Source organism: uncultured Moraxella sp. (genome assembly GCF_945873075.1).
In the GTDB taxonomy this organism is placed as follows: Bacteria; Pseudomonadota; Gammaproteobacteria; order Pseudomonadales; family Moraxellaceae; genus Moraxella.
Genome location: NZ_CAMCBS010000009.1, coordinates 1 through 19,485, shown reverse-complemented (window position 1 = coordinate 19,485; position 19,485 = coordinate 1). Strand labels below are relative to the sequence as shown.

Below are 19,485 nucleotides of genomic sequence, written 5' to 3'. Positions count from 1 at the left end.
TATCGATGGATAATTTGACACATTTTGACACAAAAAATGCCCAAATGCCACCATCATTGACGATGATTTCGTATCAATTTGGTGGCAAAACTTAAGCAAATTTTGCACAACTGCCAAAGTTGACAGGTGCAAAATTGCTTTTGAGGCAGTTTAGCTAAGTGCCGTGATGATGGCAGTTTTTAGTTTCGCTAATTTATCATCACTGAGTACACCACCATGACGATCGCTGACATAGAACATATCTTCGGCACGCTCGCCAAGTGTGGTAATGCGTGCGCCATGCACTTCGATGTGGTGCTGACTAAAGACAGCGCCGACTTTGGCAAGTAGGGACGGACGGTCTTTGGTAATGAGCTGCATTTGATGATGTCCTTGATGTGCAAGCGGTGTGGCGCTACTAAATTGCACGGTCGTCGGCACGGTGAAGTGCTTAAGCTTGGTATTAAAGCCATAAGTGCGTGGCGGAACTTTGCAGCCGCCTTGCTTGAGCCCATCAATCAGCCGTGTCATCACCGTCTGAATGCGTTCGGGATTGGACAACAAATCCACCTGATCGCCTGTGGTCGCCAAGCGGTCAATCACTACATAAGAATCAAGCGCAACCGAGATACCGTCAATCGTGGCGGTCAAGATGTTGGCATCAAGCACGCTCAAATCAAGCTGGTCAAGGATGCAGACAGTGGTGGCAAATAGATTGTCCTGATCAGGGGCGCAGATGAGTAGCTGGATACCGCCATGACTTAGATCACTGTGCGCACGCAAGGCGATGATCGGCTCACCGCTTGCAAGTTTGGCTTTGGCTTTGATGATTTCATCTGACTGCCAAGCGATGTCAAAGTGTTTTTGCTTAAGAAAATATTCTTCGCCAAAATTCGCCCACAGTGCATCCAGCTTTTCTCGCTCGACATCAGGTAGGATGTCGCAGGCTTTGTTTTTGCGGTTTTCGATCACCACATCTTTGTCGGTGACATGAGCACCAAGACTATGCACACGGTGCACCGAGATGTATAGCTGCTTGAGTAGGGCGGCTCGCCAAGTATTCCACAGCTGGCTATTGGTGGCGTTCATATCGGCGACGGTCAGCACATATAGGTGATTGAGCCGTGTGATACTACCGGTAAATTCGGCAAAGTGTGCAATGACTTCAGGGTCTGAGATGTCCTGTTTTTGGGCAGTCAATGACATGGTCAGGTGCTCAAGCACGAGCCATTCGACCAGTCGGCTATCCGCTTCGCTCATGCCATGACTTTGGCAAAATTCATAAGCGTCCACCGCCCCCAGCTTGCTATGGTCACCGCCACGACCTTTGGCGATGTCATGAAAGATGGCGGCGATGACCAAGATGTCTTTGCGGACGATTTTTTGATAGACTTCAGATACCAGCCCAAAATTATCCGCACGAGCATCATCACCAAAGCGATGCAAAATCCGCACGAGCAGCAAAGTATGCGCATCCACCGTATAGCGATGGAACAAATCATACTGCATCAGCCCCATGATTTTGCCAAAGGCAGGCAGATAATTGCCAAGCACGCCAAAGCGCTTCATCAGTCGTAGGCGGTGAAACAGATAATTGCCTTCTTGTAAATTCGCCAAAAATAAGCGTCGATGTTCGCTATCGGCACGATAATTATCATCAATATGGGTGCTGGCTTGATAAATGGCTCGCAGGGTGCTTGCGGTGATTTGTTTGATGCCAAGCTGACCCATCATCAAAAAAATCTTCAGCAAATTGGCAGGATTTGCCAAAAAAACATCAGGGCGAGTGATGGCGATTTTGGGCGGCGCGGTATCGGATTGTTTATTATTGACTTCACAAGTCCCATCATGGGTATCACTCTCTTGAATCAGACAAAAATCATCATCAATCGGTGTGGTGCTGATGGCAGGTGATAGATAAGTTTCATAAAAATACGCACACAGCATCTCGGATAGCGCCGCCACACGCATGGCATGGCGATAATACAGACGCATCATCGCTTCAAGGGCGGTTTTGACATCGCTGTGGGTGGCATTCGATGAGTCGAGATAATAGCCAAATCGCTGAGCGACGGTTTTTTGATGGTCAAATAGCAGTCGATCTTCGTGGCGAGCGGTCTGCATATGCAGATGATGGCGGATACACCACAAGAATCGCTGTGCATTTTGTAAGATGGTGCATTCTTCGGGACTGATAAAGCCTGTTGCTACAAGGTTATCAAAGCTTTTGCCATGCCCAAAATAAAAGCGACCCAGCCAGCCAATCATGTGCAGATCTCGAAGTCCACCGGGCGCGTTTTTGATGTTTGGCTCAAGGTTGTATTCGGTGGCGTTTTGGGTAAGATAGCGTTCTTTGGATTCTGCCATTTTGGCGTCATAATACGCTTTGGCACTCCAAGTCTCCTTGACCGCTTGATAAGGAACATCTGCCCATGCCACATTACCTGCCAGTAGCCGTGACTCAATCATGGCACTGGCGATGGTCTGATCGGTGGCGGCAAGCTTGGTTTCATCTAGGCTACGCACCGAGATGGCAGGCGTGATACCGATGTCCCACAGCATCGCCACAAATGCTTCAATCTGTGTTTTGAGCGCATTGGGATTTTGACCGATTAATAAAATATCAATATCGGATGCAGGTAGTAGCTCAGCTCGACCATAGCCGCCAACTGCAAATAACGCCAGCTCATCCCCAAAGCCAAAAGCATGATAAATTTCACTCAAAATCGCATCAATCGCCAAAGTGCGAATACCAATCAAATCGGTGATATACGAAGTGGCATCCACGCCATAAGCGATGATGTGCTGATCGATGGCGTGATTGAGCGTGCCAAGCCATGTGCGGATGGCAGTGCCATCAAGCGTATCGGCGCTGATGGCAGGTGGTGGCGTGATACTCAGATGCAGTGCTTGGCTTTGGCGCATCAGGCGCTCATAGGCTGAGTGTGGCATACGATTTCCTTGTTTTTTTGTTATAAAAAATGGGCGAAGTCATCAGCTTCGCCCATAGCCATACGACCCATCACAGGGCAGATTAGCTGTTCAAAAAGCTTAAATCTTCTTCGGGGCGAGCAGTGGTAACGATACAGCCAGTGTCCGTGACAATCAGCGTATGCTCCCATTGGGCAGATAGCTTACGATCTTTGGTGATGGCGGTCCAGCCGTCTTTCATGACTTTGGTTTGCCATACGCCTTGGTTGATCATCGGCTCGATGGTGAATGCCATACCAGTTTTGAGCTCGACGCCTGTGCCTGCTTTGCCGTAGTGTAGCACCTGCGGCTCAGCGTGAAAGGCCTCACCGATACCATGACCACAGAACTCACGCACGATGCTAAAGCGTTCTGGCTCAACGACTTTTTGGATGGCGGCACCGATATCGCCAAGTCTTGCGCCATTTTTGACGACTTTCATGCCGGCGTACAGTGCTTCTTGGGCGACACGACAAATACGCTCAGCCATCACCGAGCCTTCGCCGATGATCCACATTTTTGATGTGTCACCATAAAAGCCATCTTTAATCACTGTGATGTCAATATTAATAATGTCGCCATCTTTTAATAGGCGTTCGTGATCGGGTATGCCATGGCAGACCACATGGTTAATCGATGTGCAGATCGATTTTGGAAAGCCGTTATAGTTAAGCGGTGCAGGGATTGCGCCATGATCAAGGATGTATTGATGAGCGATATCATCAAGCTTACCTGTGCTGACACCTGCTTTGACATATTCATCAAGCATGATAAGCACATCGGCAGCAAGCTTGCCGGCAATCTGCATTTTTTCGATTTGCTCGGCGTTTAGGATGGGAATATTTTTACTCATAATAAAGTCGATGTATAAAATAAAAAATGGTTATGAAAAACTCATAACCATTTTACCGTAAATGATAAGTTTTCACAAATCAAAGCGTCATTTGCCAAGAAATTTTTTGTGCAAATCATCACTTTGTGCGACTTATCCACTGTGTATCAATCTTCATCCAGCAAATCTTGCTCACGAGCCGCTTGCAAGATGATGCTAGAGCGATTGCCCGAGCGACAAAAGATGTGCAATGGGCGTTCGGTTCTATTAAAAAAATCCGCAAATTCTTGGACATGGTGCATCTCAAGCATCCCGCCGCTGAATGGGATGTGGGCATAGATGATACCGTGCTCGGTGGCGGCGGCTTTGATGGCGTCGCTGGTCGGCTGTCCTGCTTCTTCGCCGTCTGGACGGTTATTGATTAGGGTTTTGTAGCCTTGTTCGGCAAGCGTCTTGACATCATCGACGCTGATTTGACCTGAGATGGTGATGGTATCGCTCATGGATATTCCTTAATGGTAAAAATTATTTAAGTAGCTTACTCTGATTTTGATGATTTGGCAAATGATTTTAAACGCTTGGCAAAGCTGAACAAAATCTCGCCACATCGCTGTCGCAAATTAAGCGTACACTGATATACTGACCATGCAGTCACAAAATAAAAAGCGTGTTTAGATAATCCTAAATTATGATAAAATAGGTTACTTAGCCAAATCGCCTGATGAGCCACGAGCCTTTTTTGGTCTGTGCTTGTTGGGCTTTGATAGCAAAACGGATTTTTATTATGCCAATACCTTTTTTAAAAAAACGCCTAGCCAAACTTATCCCAACCAAAACCGCCGAGCCGACCGCAGTCGAGCCGACGCAGTATCCGCATCTGTTTGAGCCGTTGGATTTGGGCTTTACCACCCTAAAAAACCGCCTTGTGATGGGCTCGATGCACACGGGGCTAGAAGACCGTTTTTATAATTATGGCAAATTGGCTAGCTATTTTGAAGCACGAGCCAAAGGCGGTGTGGGGCTAATGATTACAGGTGGTATCTCGCCCAATCGTGAAGGTTGGTTAACCCCGCTTGGCGGTACGCTCAATCGCCGTGCTGATGTCATCCATCATGCTCGAGTGACCCGTGCCGTGCATAAGCATGGTGCAAAAATCTTATTACAAACCCTACACTCTGGTCGCTATGGCTATCATCCGTTTGTGGTTGCGCCAAGCCCCATCAAATCACCGATTTCGCCGTTCAAGCCACGACAGATGAGCCTAAAGAATATTCAGGCGACGATACAGGACTTTGCACATACGGCAAGCCTTGCCAAAAAAGCAGGTTATGACGGCGTTGAGATTATGGGTTCTGAAGGATATCTTATCAATCAGTTCTTGTCAGCACGCACCAACAAGCGAGATGATGCCTATGGTGGTAGCCTTGAGAATCGCATGCGTTTTGCCATCGAGATTGTACAGGCGGTCAGAGCGGCAGTGGGCGTGGATTTTATCATCAGCTTTCGCTTATCGATGATTGAGCTGGTTGAGAATGGGGCGACGATGGCAGATGTCATCAGCTTGGCGCAGGCGCTTGAGACAGTAGGCGTGACCTTGATTAATACGGGTATCGGCTGGCATGAAGCGAGAGTGCCGACCATTGTGACAAGCGTGCCACGAGCGACTTTTGTGCGTTATACCGCAGCGGTCAAACAAGCGGTATCCATCCCTGTCATCGCCGCCAACCGTATCAATATGCCCGATACTGCAGAAGCCATCATCGCCAGTGGTCAGGCGGATATGGTGCAGATGGCACGACCATTTTTGGCGGATAGTGAGTGGGTGAATAAGGCATATCATAATCAAGCCAATCTTATCAATACTTGTATCGGCTGTAACCAAGCTTGCCTAGATCATACCTTTAGCGGTGAGCGGGCATCGTGCTTGGTCAATCCTTTGGCGTGTCATGAGAGCGAGTATGATATCAAGCCCGCCAAAAAACCCAAAAAAGTCATCGTCGTCGGTGCAGGCGTGGCAGGTCTGTCAGCGGCGGTGACAGCGGCATCTCGTGGGCATCAGGTGAGCCTGTATGAAGCCAAGCCGTTCATCGGTGGGCAGTTTAATATGGCAAAGGTTATTCCGGGCAAAGAGGAGTTCTTTGAGACGATTCGATATTTTCGTGAGCAGATTGCTACACTTGGCATTGATTTACACCTAAATACTGCGGTGGATAAGGGCTTTTTGGATGCGCAATCAGCCGATCATATCATCATCGCCACAGGTGTTGTGCCACGAGAGATTGATATCACAGGTCGGCAGTTGCCACAGGTGATGAGCTATAGTGAGTTATTGACCGGTCAAAAAGTCGCCGGTGAGCGTGTGGCAGTGCTGGGTGCAGGCGGTATCGGCTTTGATGTGGCGGAATTTTTGGTACATGGTGCAAGTGTGCCCACTGCTGTCAATAATGCAGACTATCAGCCACAGGCGCAGACGGCAGAGGCGTTCTTTGAGCAGTGGGGCGTCGATGGCGATGCTCATTACCAAAGCGTCGGTGCGCTACAGCCTGCCAATCCACCGACGCCTGCTCGCCAAGTGTATCTACTACAGCGTAGCAAGGGTAAGCTTGGCAAGAGTCTCAATAAAACCACAGGCTGGGTGCATAAAGCGGCTATCAAGCAAGCAGGGGTGATTCAGATGGCAGGTGTGACTTATGACAAGGTCACGGATGAAGGGCTATGGGTGACGGTCGATGGCACAAGTCAGCTACTGCGTGTCGATACTGTGGTGCTGTGCGTCGGCCAAGAGTCAGTCAATCATCTAATGCCACAGCTTGGCGATACGCCAAAAGCTGATTATCAAGTCATCGGCGGTGCTAAGCTGTCTGATCGACTCGACGCCAAGCGTGCCATCCGAGAGGGCTTTGAGGTGGCGGTGCATTTGTGATGGTTTTTGGGGATTTTAGCCTAAATCATTGATAAATGAATGGGTGCGATTATCGTCATGTATTATCATGGCTATCAATATTACCATCTAGCTACAAAAAACTCGCCTGATACACTGTCAGGCGAGTTTTTTATCAAACCATCAACAACCGCTGATTACTTCGCATTACGCTCATAAACAGGCAGTTTTTTGCAGATGGCGGCGACTTTTTCACGAGTGGCAGCGATAACGGCTTCATCACCACGAGCATCTAGCACATCGCAGATCCAGCCTGCCAGTTCACGGCATTCAGCTTCGCCAAAGCCACGAGTAGTCACCGCAGGCGTACCGATACGGATACCTGAAGTGACAAATGGCGATTTTGGATCGTTTGGTACTGAGTTTTTGTTCACAGTGATGTGTGCATCGCCCAGCCATTTGTCCGCTTCTTTACCGGTGATTTCTTGCTTGATTAGGCTAATTAGCATCAGATGGTTCTCTGTACCACCTGAGACGATGTCATAGCCACGAGATTGGATGACTTCTGCCATTGCTTTGGCATTGGCGACGACTTGCTGTTGATAAGCTTTGTATTCATCGCTCATCGCTTCTTTGAAGCAGACAGCTTTGGCAGCGATGGCGTGCATCAGTGGGCCGCCTTGGTTGCCTGGGAATACAGCAGATGCCAATTTTTTCTCAATCTCCGGATTGGCTTTGGCTAGGATCAGACCTGAGCGTGGGCCACGCAGAGTTTTGTGGGTGGTGGTTGTGGTGACATCAGCGATTTGTACTGGATTTGGATAGACGCCAGCTGCGACCAGACCTGCCACGTGTGCCATGTCCACCATCAGATACGCACCAACTTCATCAGCGATGTCACGGAATTTTTGCCAATCAACGACTTGGCTGTATGCTGAGAAACCTGCGATAATCATCTTTGGCTTGTGCTCACGAGCTAGGCGTGCCACTTCATCATAATCAATCAAGCCAGTTTCGGTGTCTAGACCATATTGTACCGCATTATAAGTACGGCCTGAGAAGCTCACTGTCGCACCGTGTGTCAAGTGACCACCGTGTGCAAGGCTCATACCAAGCACCGTATCGCCTGCTTCTAGTAGTGCAAGATACACAGCGCTGTTGGCGTTCGAGCCTGAGTGTGGCTGTACATTAGCGTAGTCTGCGCCAAACAGTTCTTTGGCACGATCGATGGCGATTTGTTCGATGACATCGACATACTCACAGCCGCCATAATAACGCTTACCTGGATAACCTTCGGCATATTTGTTGGTCAAGGCAGTGCCTTGAGCTTCCATCACTGCAGGCGAGCAGTAGTTTTCAGAAGCGATGAGCTCAATATGATCTTCTTGACGCTGTGCTTCGGCATCGACTTGAGCGGCGATCTCTGGATCGTATTGATGAAGTGAAATTTCTTTAAACATGGTGTTTCCTTGTTTGTATCAAATATGGAAGGATAAAACAGTGTCCCTAGTGTAGCATATTTATCTATCGATACACTAGGGGCGAGCGAGTTTTTACAAAGAAAATTTATCAATGCCAAAATTGGCACACAAAACTCATCACGCCGAGAGTCATCAAGCCGAGAGACTGTCAATAAAAGCAGGCAAAAATCGCTCATCAATCAGCAATTTTTTGCCATGATACTCATAAACAGTGCGTCTGCCGTGACATGAATTTTCATCATAATAATGACGCACATGGGGCAAGGTGCGATGTCCCTTAAATAGTACATAGCCAATCGGCGTACGCCCCAGATGACGCAGACGCTTGAGCACGCCTGTCAAGGTCGGTAGCGGAAAGATGCTTGTCGCCATCACCCACGCATCATCACTATTGCCGTATAATTTGACCGTGCGTATCCAAGCCAGTTGTGGCTTATGCACAGGCAATGACAGTAGGCGTTTTTGATGTTGATTGAGCAGGGCATGACCTTCATGCAGGACGACGACACGCAGCGCCTGATGTGCGTGTGCTTCAAGTAGGGCGGTCAGCGACCCTTTGGATGTCAAAAATGCCTGTAATTTTGGCGGTGCTTTGGGCGCTGCTGTCGGCGAATTGGCACAAAATGATGATGACATGACATTCAAGATAATAGATACAGGTGTTCAATTTTAGCATAAAATCCACAAAATGCGATGGGGTTTTGTGATATTAATAATTTATAATAATATAATAAATTTAAAATACTAACCATAAATCTGAATCTTGATAATTTTACTCATAGAAAATCAAGCACTTGCATCGATATACTATTATTTATTCTATTTGTAAATGATTTTGTAATAGCCATTTATTTATGAAATATTGAACATTGGCACAGGCTATTGGATTTGTGATGCGATTTTGGCTATTCTGTAGTCAACGGAGCAAGCACCCAAAGAATCGGGAGCTTTGGGTGTTTACTCTTAATATCGCAGTATGCATTTTTAAGTTGTCAATCAAAGGAGTTAGCCATGACTTATCAATCAGCACTAGACCATGTTCGTAAAGTTAAGGAAAAATTGGGTGGTACTTGGGATGCCATTCGCCCAGAAGATGCAGCACGCATGATTGTCCAAAACCGCTTTAAGACCGGTCTTGACATCGCCAAATACACCGCCGCCATCATGCGCCGTGACATGGCAGAATACGATGCGGACAACAGCAAATATACCCAATCACTTGGCTGCTGGCATGGCTTTATCGCTCAGCAAAAAATGATTGCCAACAAAAAATACTTCGGCACAACCAACAAACGCTACATCTACCTATCAGGCTGGATGGTGGCGGCACTTCGCTCAGAGTTTGGCCCGCTGCCTGACCAATCTATGCACGAAAAAACCGCTGTGCCAAAATTGATTGAAGAAATCTACACTTTCCTTCGTCAAGCAGACGCCAAAGAGCTAAACGACCTATTCCGTGCGATGCAAAAAGCAGAAGCGGCAGGCGACAGCGCCAAAGTTAAAGAAATCGAAGCGCAAATCGATAACTTTGAAACGCATGTTGTGCCTATCATTGCGGACATCGACGCAGGCTTTGGTAACGAAGAGGCGACTTACCTGTTGACCAAGCAAATGATTGAAGCAGGTGCTTGTGCAATCCAAATCGAAAACCAAGTATCTGATGCCAAGCAGTGTGGTCACCAAGCAGGTAAAGTAACTGTACCGCACGAAGATTTCTTGGCGAAAATCAACGCTGTGCGCTATGCGTTCTTAGAATTAGGCGTGGATGATGGCGTGATTGTTGCTCGTACCGACTCAGAAGGTGCTGACTTGACCCAAAAAATCCCTGTATCTCGTGAGCCGGGCGACCTAGCATCTAAGTACATCAGCTACCTAGAGACTACTGAGATTGACATCTCTGAAGCCAAAGAAGATGAAATCCTAATCAAGCGTAACGGCAAACTACATCGCCCAACTCGCTTGCCATCAGGTCTGTATCAGTTCCGTGAAGGCACACAGCATGACCGTGTGGTACTTGACTGTGTAACAAGCCTACAAAACGGCGCGGACATGATTTGGATTGAGACACCAACCCCAGATGTGGCGGGTATTGCAAGCTTTGTGAATGACATCAAAAAACAAGTGCCAAATGCTAAGCTTGTGTACAACAACTCGCCATCATTCAACTGGACCATCAATTTCCGTCAGCAAGCGTATGACCGCTGGGTGGCTGAAGGTCGTGATGTCTCAGGCTATGAGCGTGACAAGCTAATGGATGCCAAATATGACGGTTCTGAACTTGCGAACGATGCAGATGAAAAAATCCGTACATTCCAAGCGGATGCAGCCCGTGAAGCAGGCGTGTTCCATCACCTAATCACCTTGCCAACTTACCACACTGCGGCACTATCAACGCATGAATTGGCAAAAGGTTACTTCGGTGATGAAGGTATGCTAGCCTATGTTGCAGGCGTACAACGCAAAGAAATCCGTGGCGGTATCGCTTGCGTCAAGCACCAAGCAATGGCGGGTTCTGACATCGGTGATGACCACAAAGAGATTTTCTCTGGTGAGAATGCCCTAAAAGCAGGGGATGCGACTAAGAACACCATGAACCAATTTGGCGGCTAAAAACCGTCGTGGGTAACGCTACTACTTCGTCAAACTCGCTCGTAGTACTACTTGTACAACTTCGCTCGTTTTCCTTGTATTAGCATTTACCCACTTGGTTTTCCTTTATTTAAAAAGGCAATTCAAACGGTGTTTTGACAAAATGTTGAAACACCGTTTTTGATTTTAAGATAATGATTTTTAAGGATAAAACTATGGCGACACAACGCATCCAAAAAGGCAGCTTTGCCATTGACAAGATTTTGTATGATTTTATTGAAAATGAAGCTTTGCCATTGTCTCATGTTACTAGCGATGAGTTTTGGGCGGGGTTTGAAAAAATTGTCAAAGACCTAACCCCAAAAAACAAAGCCTTACTCGCTCGCCGTGATGACTTGCAAGCACAGATTGATGAGTGGCATGAGCATAACACCTATGAGCTTGGTGCTTATAAACAGTTTCTGACCGACATCGGCTATCTTGAGCCTGAAGTGGCGGATTTTACCATCACCACCAACAATGTCGATGACGAAATCGCCACCATCGCAGGGGCGCAGCTCGTTGTGCCTGTGCGTAACGCTCGCTATGCGCTGAACGCAGGTAATGCTCGCTGGGGTAGCCTGTATGACGCACTGTATGGCTTTGATGTCATCAGCGAAGAAAATGGTGCGGATAAAGGCAAAGGATACAACCCTGTGCGTGGGGCAAAGGTGATTGAATTTGCCAAAAATTTCTTAGATGAAACTTATCCGCTAGCATCAAGCTCGCACAGTGATGTCACCGCTTATGCTATCAAAGATGGCAAGCTTGTGGCGACTTTGGCAGATGGCGAAACCACCCTAAAAGACAGTCAGCAGCTACAAGGCTACAACGGTAGTAGTGATGAGCCATCAGAAATCATCTTAAAAAACAATGGCTTACATACCATCATCCAAATTGACAAAACTAGCCAAATCGGTCAATCGGACACAGCGGGCGTCAAAGATGTTATCCTAGAAGCCGCCGTCACCACCATCCAAGACCTAGAAGACTCGGTCGCTGCCGTCGATGCCGAAGAAAAAGTCGAAGGCTATCGCAACTGGTTAGGCTTAATGAAAGGTGATTTGTCAGAAACTTTGGAAAAAAATGGCAAAACCATCACTCGTACGCTAAATAGCGACCGCACCTACACCGACCTAAATGGCAACACCCAAACTCTGCACGGTCGCTCGGTCATGCTACTGCGTAATGTGGGCCACTTGATGACCAACCCTGCGATTTTGGTGGATGGCGAAGAGATTTTTGAAGGGATTATGGATGGGGTAATCACGCCACTGCTATCTACCATTGATATCACGGGCAAAAATACCCTGCGTAACTCTCGCACAGGCTCGATGTATATCGTTAAGCCAAAAATGCACGGCTCGGACGAAGTGGCGTTTGCGGTGGAGCTGTTTACCCGTGCTGAAGAGTTGCTAAAACTGCCAAAAAACAGCATCAAAATGGGCATCATGGATGAAGAAAAACGCACCAGCGCGAACCTAAAAAACTGTATCTCGGCAGCGCGTGAGCGTACCATCTTTATTAACACGGGCTTTATGGATCGCACAGGCGATGAAATCCACACTGCCATGAAAGCAGGCGCATTCGTGCGTAAAGGCGAAATCAAGGGTCAAAAATGGTTTACTGCCTATGAAGATCGCAATGTCATCATTGGTCTAAAAGCAGGACTAAAAGGCAAAGCACAAATCGGTAAAGGGATGTGGCCAAAGCCTGATGAGCTTGCCGATATGTACCGCACCAAGATCGAGCACCCACAAGCAGGTGCAAGCTGTGCATGGGTACCAAGCCCATCAGGTGCGACCATCCATGCGATTCATTATCATCAGTGTAGTGTGGCTGAGCGTCAAGCGGCACTGCAAAATGCTCAAGTGCCATCAATTGATGACTTGCTCACCATTCCGCTAGCGACCGATACCAACTGGAGCGACAGCGACAAGCAAAAAGAGCTTGAAAACAACTGTCAAGGCATCTTGGGCTATGTCGTGCGTTGGGTGGATTTGGGCGTGGGCTGTTCAAAAGTCCCTGATATTAACAACATCGGACTGATGGAAGACCGTGCCACCTTGCGTATCTCGTCTCAGCACATCGCCAACTGGCTAGCACACGGCATCGTCACCGAAGATGAAGTGTGGACAGTGCTAAAACGCATGGCAAAAGTCGTTGATGAACAAAATGCAGACGACCCTGATTATCGTCCAATGTCGGCAGACTTTGATAATAACATCGCCTTTAATGCAGCGGCGGATTTAATCTTTAAGGGGGCAACCCAGCCATCAGGCTATACTGAGCCACTACTGCACAAGGCTCGATTGAAGCTCAAAGGCTATACGGGTGATTGATAATTAATCATCTGATCCAAAACCACGATAGGACAACTTATCGTGGTTTTGATTATTAAACTTTTAGATAAAAACGCTTGACAAACCATCCAAAATACGGTTTAATATGCACCACTTTGGCGTGATAGCTCAGTTGGTAGAGCAACGGATTGAAAATCCGTGTGTCGGCAGTTCGATCCTGCCTCTCGCCACCATATTAAAAAAGCCTTTCGATGATGTCGGAAGGCTTTTTGTTTGGTTATTCGGTGGTCGTGATCAGCTGTTGGATGTGTTGATATTCTCGTAGATGCTTTGCAAAAATCGGCAGTACCGTGCTTTGACGATGACGGATGTGAGTATGATTTTCAATCAAGCTGAATAATTCGGCTGGGATGTCATCGTATGGCATCGGCTGGCATGGATTGCCTTGTAGGCAGGCAACTTTACGCATACGGTTAAAATGGGTAATTGTCCCCTTGGGGCTATCATACAGCCCTGCAGTATAAACTTTATGTTGATGATTGTAATAAAATCCGCACACAGCCTTGACCGTGCTCGAATCTTGATGCCTTAGGCTGGCGTTATATCTATGATGATAATTTTTAAACACCCAATCCAAAAACGCTCTACCTGCACCTTGATAAGCGATACCGATTTTATCAAAGACATCTATAGGTAAAATCGGTGCCGGATACTGACAAATTTGCAGTAGCTGTGACTGTAGTTTGGCAGGAATTTGTGGGATTTGCTTTAGATAATCTACCGCCCATTGCTTTTCAAAACCATGTTGTCTAGCATTTGCAATCTCTGTCATCACTTGCCAGATATCGAACACATCAGCGGTGGGTAGTAGATTGCTTTCTCTGATTAAATAATACTTATGTGTATTTTCATCAATTCTTTGGATTAATACATGATCATCAGTATGTGGCTTGGCGTCTATTTTGCCATTGATTGCATTGAGTAGCTGTAGATAAATAAAGCTAAGCTCATCAAATCTTTGACTATCTTTTGGGTCGTTGTCCATTTGGTTATCCAATGTCCAATGGTGTAGCCGATTGGATTTGGGGTGATAATCCACGCCATCAAAACGATTGACATATTTGCGCCCATCATCCAAGAGTGTGGGCTTGATGAGTTGCCAATGGTGAGTGGGTTTGGCTTCAATTAATAAGGCTTGTTGTTGATTTTCAAGTTTAATAAATAGTTCGCATAGGCATTTTTCAAGCCCATTACTGTTTAATCGATTTTCAGGATAAATTTCTTCGACAGTCAAGCTTTGAGCGATACTGTTTTGACGGATGACTTGTTGGTGCCAAGTCCGATAAGGGTCATCAAGATTGTGATCAACATAGTGTTGCTGGTCATGATGTAGCAGTAGATAGATGGCTGTGTTTGGTGCGTTGTCGCCGATTTTTTGGATGGGCGTGGCATTGATTTGCCAAGTTTGTTGCAGATGGTTTCGTACATCATTGGCAAACATCGTGCTCACATTTTCATGCGTGAGCAGATAGATAGGATGCTTACGCAGCATCTCAATCATGGCGGCAAAATATCTGTTAAATGATTTGTGATTAGGTAGTGCTGCTTGATAGTCTTTGCTGATTTCTTGAAATTCTAGCTGTATATATTTTGCCAAATACAGCTTAACATCAAGCATGAATTGTGCCAAACAACCACTTTTTGAAGCAAAAAATTGCAACGGATTTTTGGGATTGAGAACAATATTTGGATTGGTTAAACGCTTGCTTTTACCTTTAGCCTTATTTGGCGCACGCATGATGTAGTCTGTGCTGTTATTGCAAATCGCTTGCAACTCTTGTTGCTTGACTTTGGGTTTTTGATGCTTGACGATATGTGTTACTTCTCCGAAGTTTGCAAGTTCAAAACTTGGCAATTTGGCGATTTTTTGTTGATAGTCATGACGATTAGCGAAATATTGTCTTGGTGTAAAGCAAACAGAGCGTACGGTCAAAACCACTTGTGATTCATCGCCAGTTAAATATTGTGCATCAACTTCATGAGCACGGCTGATCAGATGATTGTGGTGCAATTCATGATGAAAACAGTAATAAACCCCTGATTCGCAGACGACGGGCGCAGGTTGATCGGGCATTGTGGCTTGGTATTTATTGAGTGTTAAAGTGCGAAAAACTAGCCGTACCCAGTCAAGTAATGGCATGCCATCGATGGTGGTGATGCGAGCTACGGTAAAGTCCTTGAATGAGTGATGGGTCAAAGGCTGAGCTGTCAGCGCAAAGAATGTTTTGGGCTGATCGCTTGCTTTGATGAGTGCAATTGGTGATAGCTGTTGTTTAATACTGCTAACTTTTTCTCGGTAATTATCCTGCAAATTGTCCACAGTTACTTGATAAATAACAAAATCTGCCATAATGACATCGTGGTGGATGGTGGGTTTGATTAGGTTGGTAAAAATGCGCTGATTCATGATATTTCCCAAAAAAAGTTTATTATCTGCCGATTGTTCCAAAACTTATTTTTGCAAAAAGTGCAGAATTTCAGCCACAGCAAGTGGGTTGGTGTTACCAGTGCGTTCATCCAGCAAGGCGGCAATGGTAAGTATGCGCCCATCAAGATGGCTGTGTGCTGACTTGTTGATGTCTGCTAGAGTGTTGCAGACGATAAGCCGAGTTGGTAAATCTTGGGCATTAGGGTTTGGGTGAATGTGCTGGGCAATAAACTCAAGCTTTTGTTGTAAGTGAGCAAGATCTTGCTCTCGTTGGGACTGTGTTTGGGCTAAATATCCATCTATGTCCCAATGTTTAAAATCAATAAAAGCCATCTTGTCGCCATGCATGATGATGGCATCAAATAACTCAAAGTACTCATCAGGCATGGGTAGAAACTGACAGCCATGCGCTTCTAGAATTGCTTTGCAGGCAACTTCACCTAATGCGCCCTTATATATGTTATTGACCAAAATTGGAGTTAGGATAAACTTGGCATCATCTTGCCATGTGGTCGCATAGCCATGCTTTTCAAAATACGCCTTGATAATCTCATTTTGCATGAGTATAGTTAGGCATGTACTGTTTGCACTGATGCTTTGTGCATTTTTATCATCACAAAAGAATTGTTCGCCCGTGATGGTATCTTTGTCAAGATTTCCTAAATAAGTGTATTCGCCAGCAGGTTCAGGCAACTCAAGATAATACTGATAAAGCGTCTTGTCGGGAGTGATATTTGTTGGGTGCGTTAGACAAATGTCACGCAGTGTATGCCACTGATGGATATATTGCTGTGCCTGCTTACCGGTGAGCTCACCTTGCCATATTCTGCTAAATTGCTGTAAATGCTTATTAATCCAAGCGTGATGCTTAATGGTGCTATTGCTTGCTCTGGTCTGTAGTCGTAGGCGTGTATAATCCTGTACAGCTGATGGCGGTGTGTACTGATGGCAATGAGTCATCAGCCCAAGATATTCATGTGTGGTGATGTGTGACGGCATGGGTGCTTGCGCAAGCCGTACACCAAGCTCTTCGGCGTACAAAATCAGCGGATTTTTGCGTTTATACGCACTGCGGTTCATGCGACCGATTGCTTGTTCAACTTGTCGGCATAGCGCATGGGTGAAGTCACCGTTAGCGTTATTTGTTGCGCTATAACAATGTGTTTTGATGGATTGGGAAGATCTGGCGTCGCCTTTGAGTATGTTTTTTACCCAACCATTGCAGGCATCTTGGCTGATTTTACCTGCATCCTTGAGTGTCATGGCCTGCACGAGTGATTTTAGTCTTGAGCTATGTGGATGTTCATCATCTGGCGATGGCGTGCTAATCAGATGAGTGGGCGAGTCCAAATACATAGTATCAATGTCGCAAGTTGGTTCATCATCAGCCAAGATTGATGTGCAAATCCAATCTGTATCGTCTGCATGAAGCCGATAGTCAGGATTGGCACCTGATGACAATGTCTGATAAGTGGTAAAGACAATGACCTTATCGGTAGTATTTGTTAAGATATTTTTAATATTTTGATTGAATTTATTGGATTTTAGGTAGTTGGCATTGACAAAGTGTAGATGGATCTTGTGATTGGCTTGTGATTGAATTTGCTTAATGAAATCTTTCAAGCAGCGCTGTTCTTCAGTATTTAAAAAGCGATTAAGCATCAGCATCATATAGCGACTGCCTGTGTGATGTTGATTGACAAATGCTTGTATGGCTTGCTGATAGCCATCAAGTAAAGTTAGGTAATGTATGATTTGACGAGTTTTGTCATTTTTGGAGCGGTCATCATCAATATTGTTGCCATATAATAAGTTTTTCCCAACCTGTATAACCAAATGCTCATCTAGGCGATTTGGCGGTATCGGTGTTTGCAAGAGTCTAGAGTGATGCGTGCGAACAAACTGCAAAGCATTGCCTGTGATGGCTTGATAGTCAAGCTTGATTTGCTGATAATTACGCAGCTGATTGTAATGTGTTTGAATGGCGATTTTTTCATCATCTTGTGCAATCAAAAATTTATCACCAATGCGCCGTTTGAGATAATCAATGTCAAAATTGTGCACGACGCTTTGATTATTTGCTGTGGCGCTGATGCCAATAATGCCAGCACCACTGTCGATCCAACGAGCGAGCATAGCGGTAGGCGATTCATCAAATTGTGTGGTATGAAAACTGACAAAATCACGAGTATTAAGCGGTGTCAAAATCTGAGTCAAAGCAAAGCCCGCTGTATGAAAGCTACCATCTTTGATGGTAGTTGAGCTTTGCTTTTTGTGATGCAAATCGAGTAACGGTTCGATAAGCTCATCTACTGTATCTAGATGATAAAATTTAAGTAAACGCTGACGATATAAATAAAAATCAAGGTTTTCTAATAAGCCTTCATCAAATAAGCTTTTGTCATCGAGATGCTTGTCAGCAGAATTTGCCGCTAGACGGCGACAGGCATTTTGTAATGCATAAATAAAATCCCGAGCGACTAATTTGCTTAAAAGATTGAATAGCTCATACAGTGGATAGTGATGATCGGGCAAATTATCAGGAGCAAAGCACTGCTGATCAAAAATAACATTGGATTGGCTTTCGTCATCAAAATACACCCAAAGCATCTGGTTGATGCTAAAAAAGTGCGTAGTATAAAAATCTGTAAACAGCGCAGGCGTGTGCGGGTCTGTTAATTTTTCATGCAAACGAAAGCTGTAAGTTAGACGATAGCGATTACTGACAGGTAAAAGTTTTTGATAATATGCCTGAAAAATTTCATTCACCCCTTGATAGATCGGTAGTCGTGGCGGTTCAAAAATAGGCAATTTAGAGCATAGTTCTTGGACGAGTTTTAATAAATCCACCGATGATTGTTTGCATAAAAAGCTTGTAATTTCATCATTTTGACGGTCAATTTCATCAATCAATAACAGATGGCGCTGTATGTTTTGGTCAAAACTGTATTGGGATTTAAAAGGTAATTTTGCTCCATGCAGTAATTTCGTCGTTGTCATAAAAACTGCAAGCGCTTGAAAATTTTCAATCCGCAAAGCGGGGTAAAGTTCGGATAAAGCACGCTGCTGACTTTTAGATAGTAGGGATTTTTGTAGATGCTCGCTGTTTGAGATTGTGTTATGGATTGCTGAGAAAGTACGCTCTAGTAAATTTTGTAGCATCGTTGCAGCAGCACCCTTATTGGCATCTGATTCCAAAGAGTTAATAATACTGCACCAAATGTTAATATTTTTAAAATTATCCTGTAGTGGCTTAGATGGATGTACGCCAAGATCTGATAAAATATCTTTAATGCGGTCTGTTTCGATGAGTTTAAGCAAATGATTGGTATTGCTAGACAGTAGCACAGTTTGATCTATCAACCAGTTTTGCTGATCAGTAGTTAGGCGATTATCAGCCCGAATTAGAGAGTGTAATTTCTCAAAGGCATCGCGCACATTATCAACTGAATTGGTGAGATATATGGGCAGTAGTTGAAGTTGATAAGAGCTATTATGATTGGTATTGGGATAAAGTTGTCTTTGCACCCGATAGAGTAAAAATTCCAACAGAACTAACATTGAGTTATGAGTCTTGCCAATGCCTGTGGGAAAATCAATGGGTGAGAAACTGCCATCAGTGGATGGGCTAAACAGCATACGCTTAGCAAGAAACTGTGCGATAGGACTGTCAAAATCAATCGCAGATTGCTTAAGTTTAGAAAAGTCAAAGTCAGAAAAAGGATGTGGCGACATATAATCAACTCCATTTGATTAAATTTTGAACAGTATAAGCAAAAATACGCACAATGTAAATACATAAATAAAAAAATAAATCATTAAATTTCAAAGAGTTATAAACTAAATAATAAATATCAGAATAAAGCTATTGACTCCCCACCAAAACAGCGTATAATACGCACCCACTGACGACGACACAGCGA

10 protein-coding genes and 1 tRNA gene are annotated in these 19,485 nt (G+C 45.3%); 4 read left to right on the top strand and 7 right to left on the bottom strand.

What is annotated here, in order from left to right; translation table 11 throughout:
* Positions 1-150: 150 nt before the first annotated feature.
* From glnD to Q0N89_RS04420, 3 genes are all read right to left on the bottom strand, one after another.
* Positions 151-2,931 carry a [protein-PII] uridylyltransferase gene (gene glnD / locus Q0N89_RS04430; RefSeq protein WP_294033792.1) on the bottom strand — a complete coding sequence of 927 codons (2,781 nt, stop codon included), beginning with the start codon at positions 2,929-2,931 and terminating at the stop codon, positions 151-153.
* 82 nt (positions 2,932-3,013) lie between these two features.
* Positions 3,014-3,802 carry a type I methionyl aminopeptidase gene (map, locus tag Q0N89_RS04425; protein ID WP_294033790.1) on the bottom strand — a complete coding sequence of 263 codons (789 nt, stop codon included), beginning with the start codon at positions 3,800-3,802 and terminating at the stop codon, positions 3,014-3,016.
* Between the two features lie 146 nt (positions 3,803-3,948).
* Positions 3,949-4,284: a TIGR01244 family sulfur transferase gene (locus tag Q0N89_RS04420; RefSeq protein WP_078253033.1), complete on the bottom strand. Its 336-nt coding sequence runs from the start codon at positions 4,282-4,284 to the stop codon at positions 3,949-3,951.
* A gap of 281 nt (positions 4,285-4,565) precedes the next feature.
* Between Q0N89_RS04420 and Q0N89_RS04415 the strand changes: the two genes are divergently transcribed.
* Positions 4,566-6,704 (top strand): NADPH-dependent 2,4-dienoyl-CoA reductase, encoded by a 2,139-nt coding sequence (locus Q0N89_RS04415; RefSeq protein ID WP_294033787.1) that lies wholly within the window; start codon positions 4,566-4,568, stop codon positions 6,702-6,704.
* A gap of 155 nt (positions 6,705-6,859) precedes the next feature.
* On the opposite strand, the gene glyA is transcribed toward Q0N89_RS04415, so the two are convergent.
* Both glyA and Q0N89_RS04405 read right to left on the bottom strand, forming a co-directional pair.
* Positions 6,860-8,122, bottom strand: coding sequence for a serine hydroxymethyltransferase (glyA, locus tag Q0N89_RS04410; RefSeq protein WP_294033785.1), 1,263 nt, complete (start codon positions 8,120-8,122; stop codon positions 6,860-6,862).
* A gap of 153 nt (positions 8,123-8,275) precedes the next feature.
* Entirely contained in the window at positions 8,276-8,779 is a 504-nt protein-coding gene (locus Q0N89_RS04405; RefSeq protein ID WP_294033783.1) for a chorismate lyase, read from the bottom strand.
* Positions 8,780-9,154: 375 nt separating this feature from the next.
* Here Q0N89_RS04405 and Q0N89_RS04400 point away from each other — a divergent pair, with 375 nt between their 5' ends.
* The 3 genes from Q0N89_RS04400 to Q0N89_RS04390 all read left to right on the top strand — a co-directional run bounded on the left by Q0N89_RS04400 (position 9,155) and on the right by Q0N89_RS04390 (position 13,307).
* Positions 9,155-10,753 (top strand): isocitrate lyase, encoded by a 1,599-nt coding sequence (locus Q0N89_RS04400; RefSeq protein WP_294033781.1) that lies wholly within the window; start codon positions 9,155-9,157, stop codon positions 10,751-10,753.
* Positions 10,754-10,947: 194 nt separating this feature from the next.
* Complete coding sequence (locus Q0N89_RS04395; protein WP_294033779.1) at positions 10,948-13,113, top strand: malate synthase G; 2,166 nt, start codon at positions 10,948-10,950, stop codon at positions 13,111-13,113.
* 118 nt (positions 13,114-13,231) lie between these two features.
* Positions 13,232-13,307: transfer RNA gene (locus Q0N89_RS04390), tRNA-Phe, on the top strand.
* A 44-nt stretch (positions 13,308-13,351) separates the two neighbouring features.
* Here Q0N89_RS04390 and Q0N89_RS04385 read toward each other — a convergent pair.
* Together Q0N89_RS04385 and Q0N89_RS04380 are read right to left on the bottom strand one after the other, a co-directional pair.
* The gene (locus Q0N89_RS04385) at positions 13,352-15,541 is read right to left on the bottom strand and encodes a hypothetical protein (RefSeq protein ID WP_294033776.1); all 2,190 of its coding nucleotides are present in this window, start codon (positions 15,539-15,541) and stop codon (positions 13,352-13,354) included.
* Between the two features lie 45 nt (positions 15,542-15,586).
* Positions 15,587-19,297 carry a hypothetical protein gene (locus Q0N89_RS04380; protein WP_294033774.1) on the bottom strand — a complete coding sequence of 1,237 codons (3,711 nt, stop codon included), beginning with the start codon at positions 19,295-19,297 and terminating at the stop codon, positions 15,587-15,589.
* Positions 19,298-19,485 lie beyond the last annotated feature (188 nt).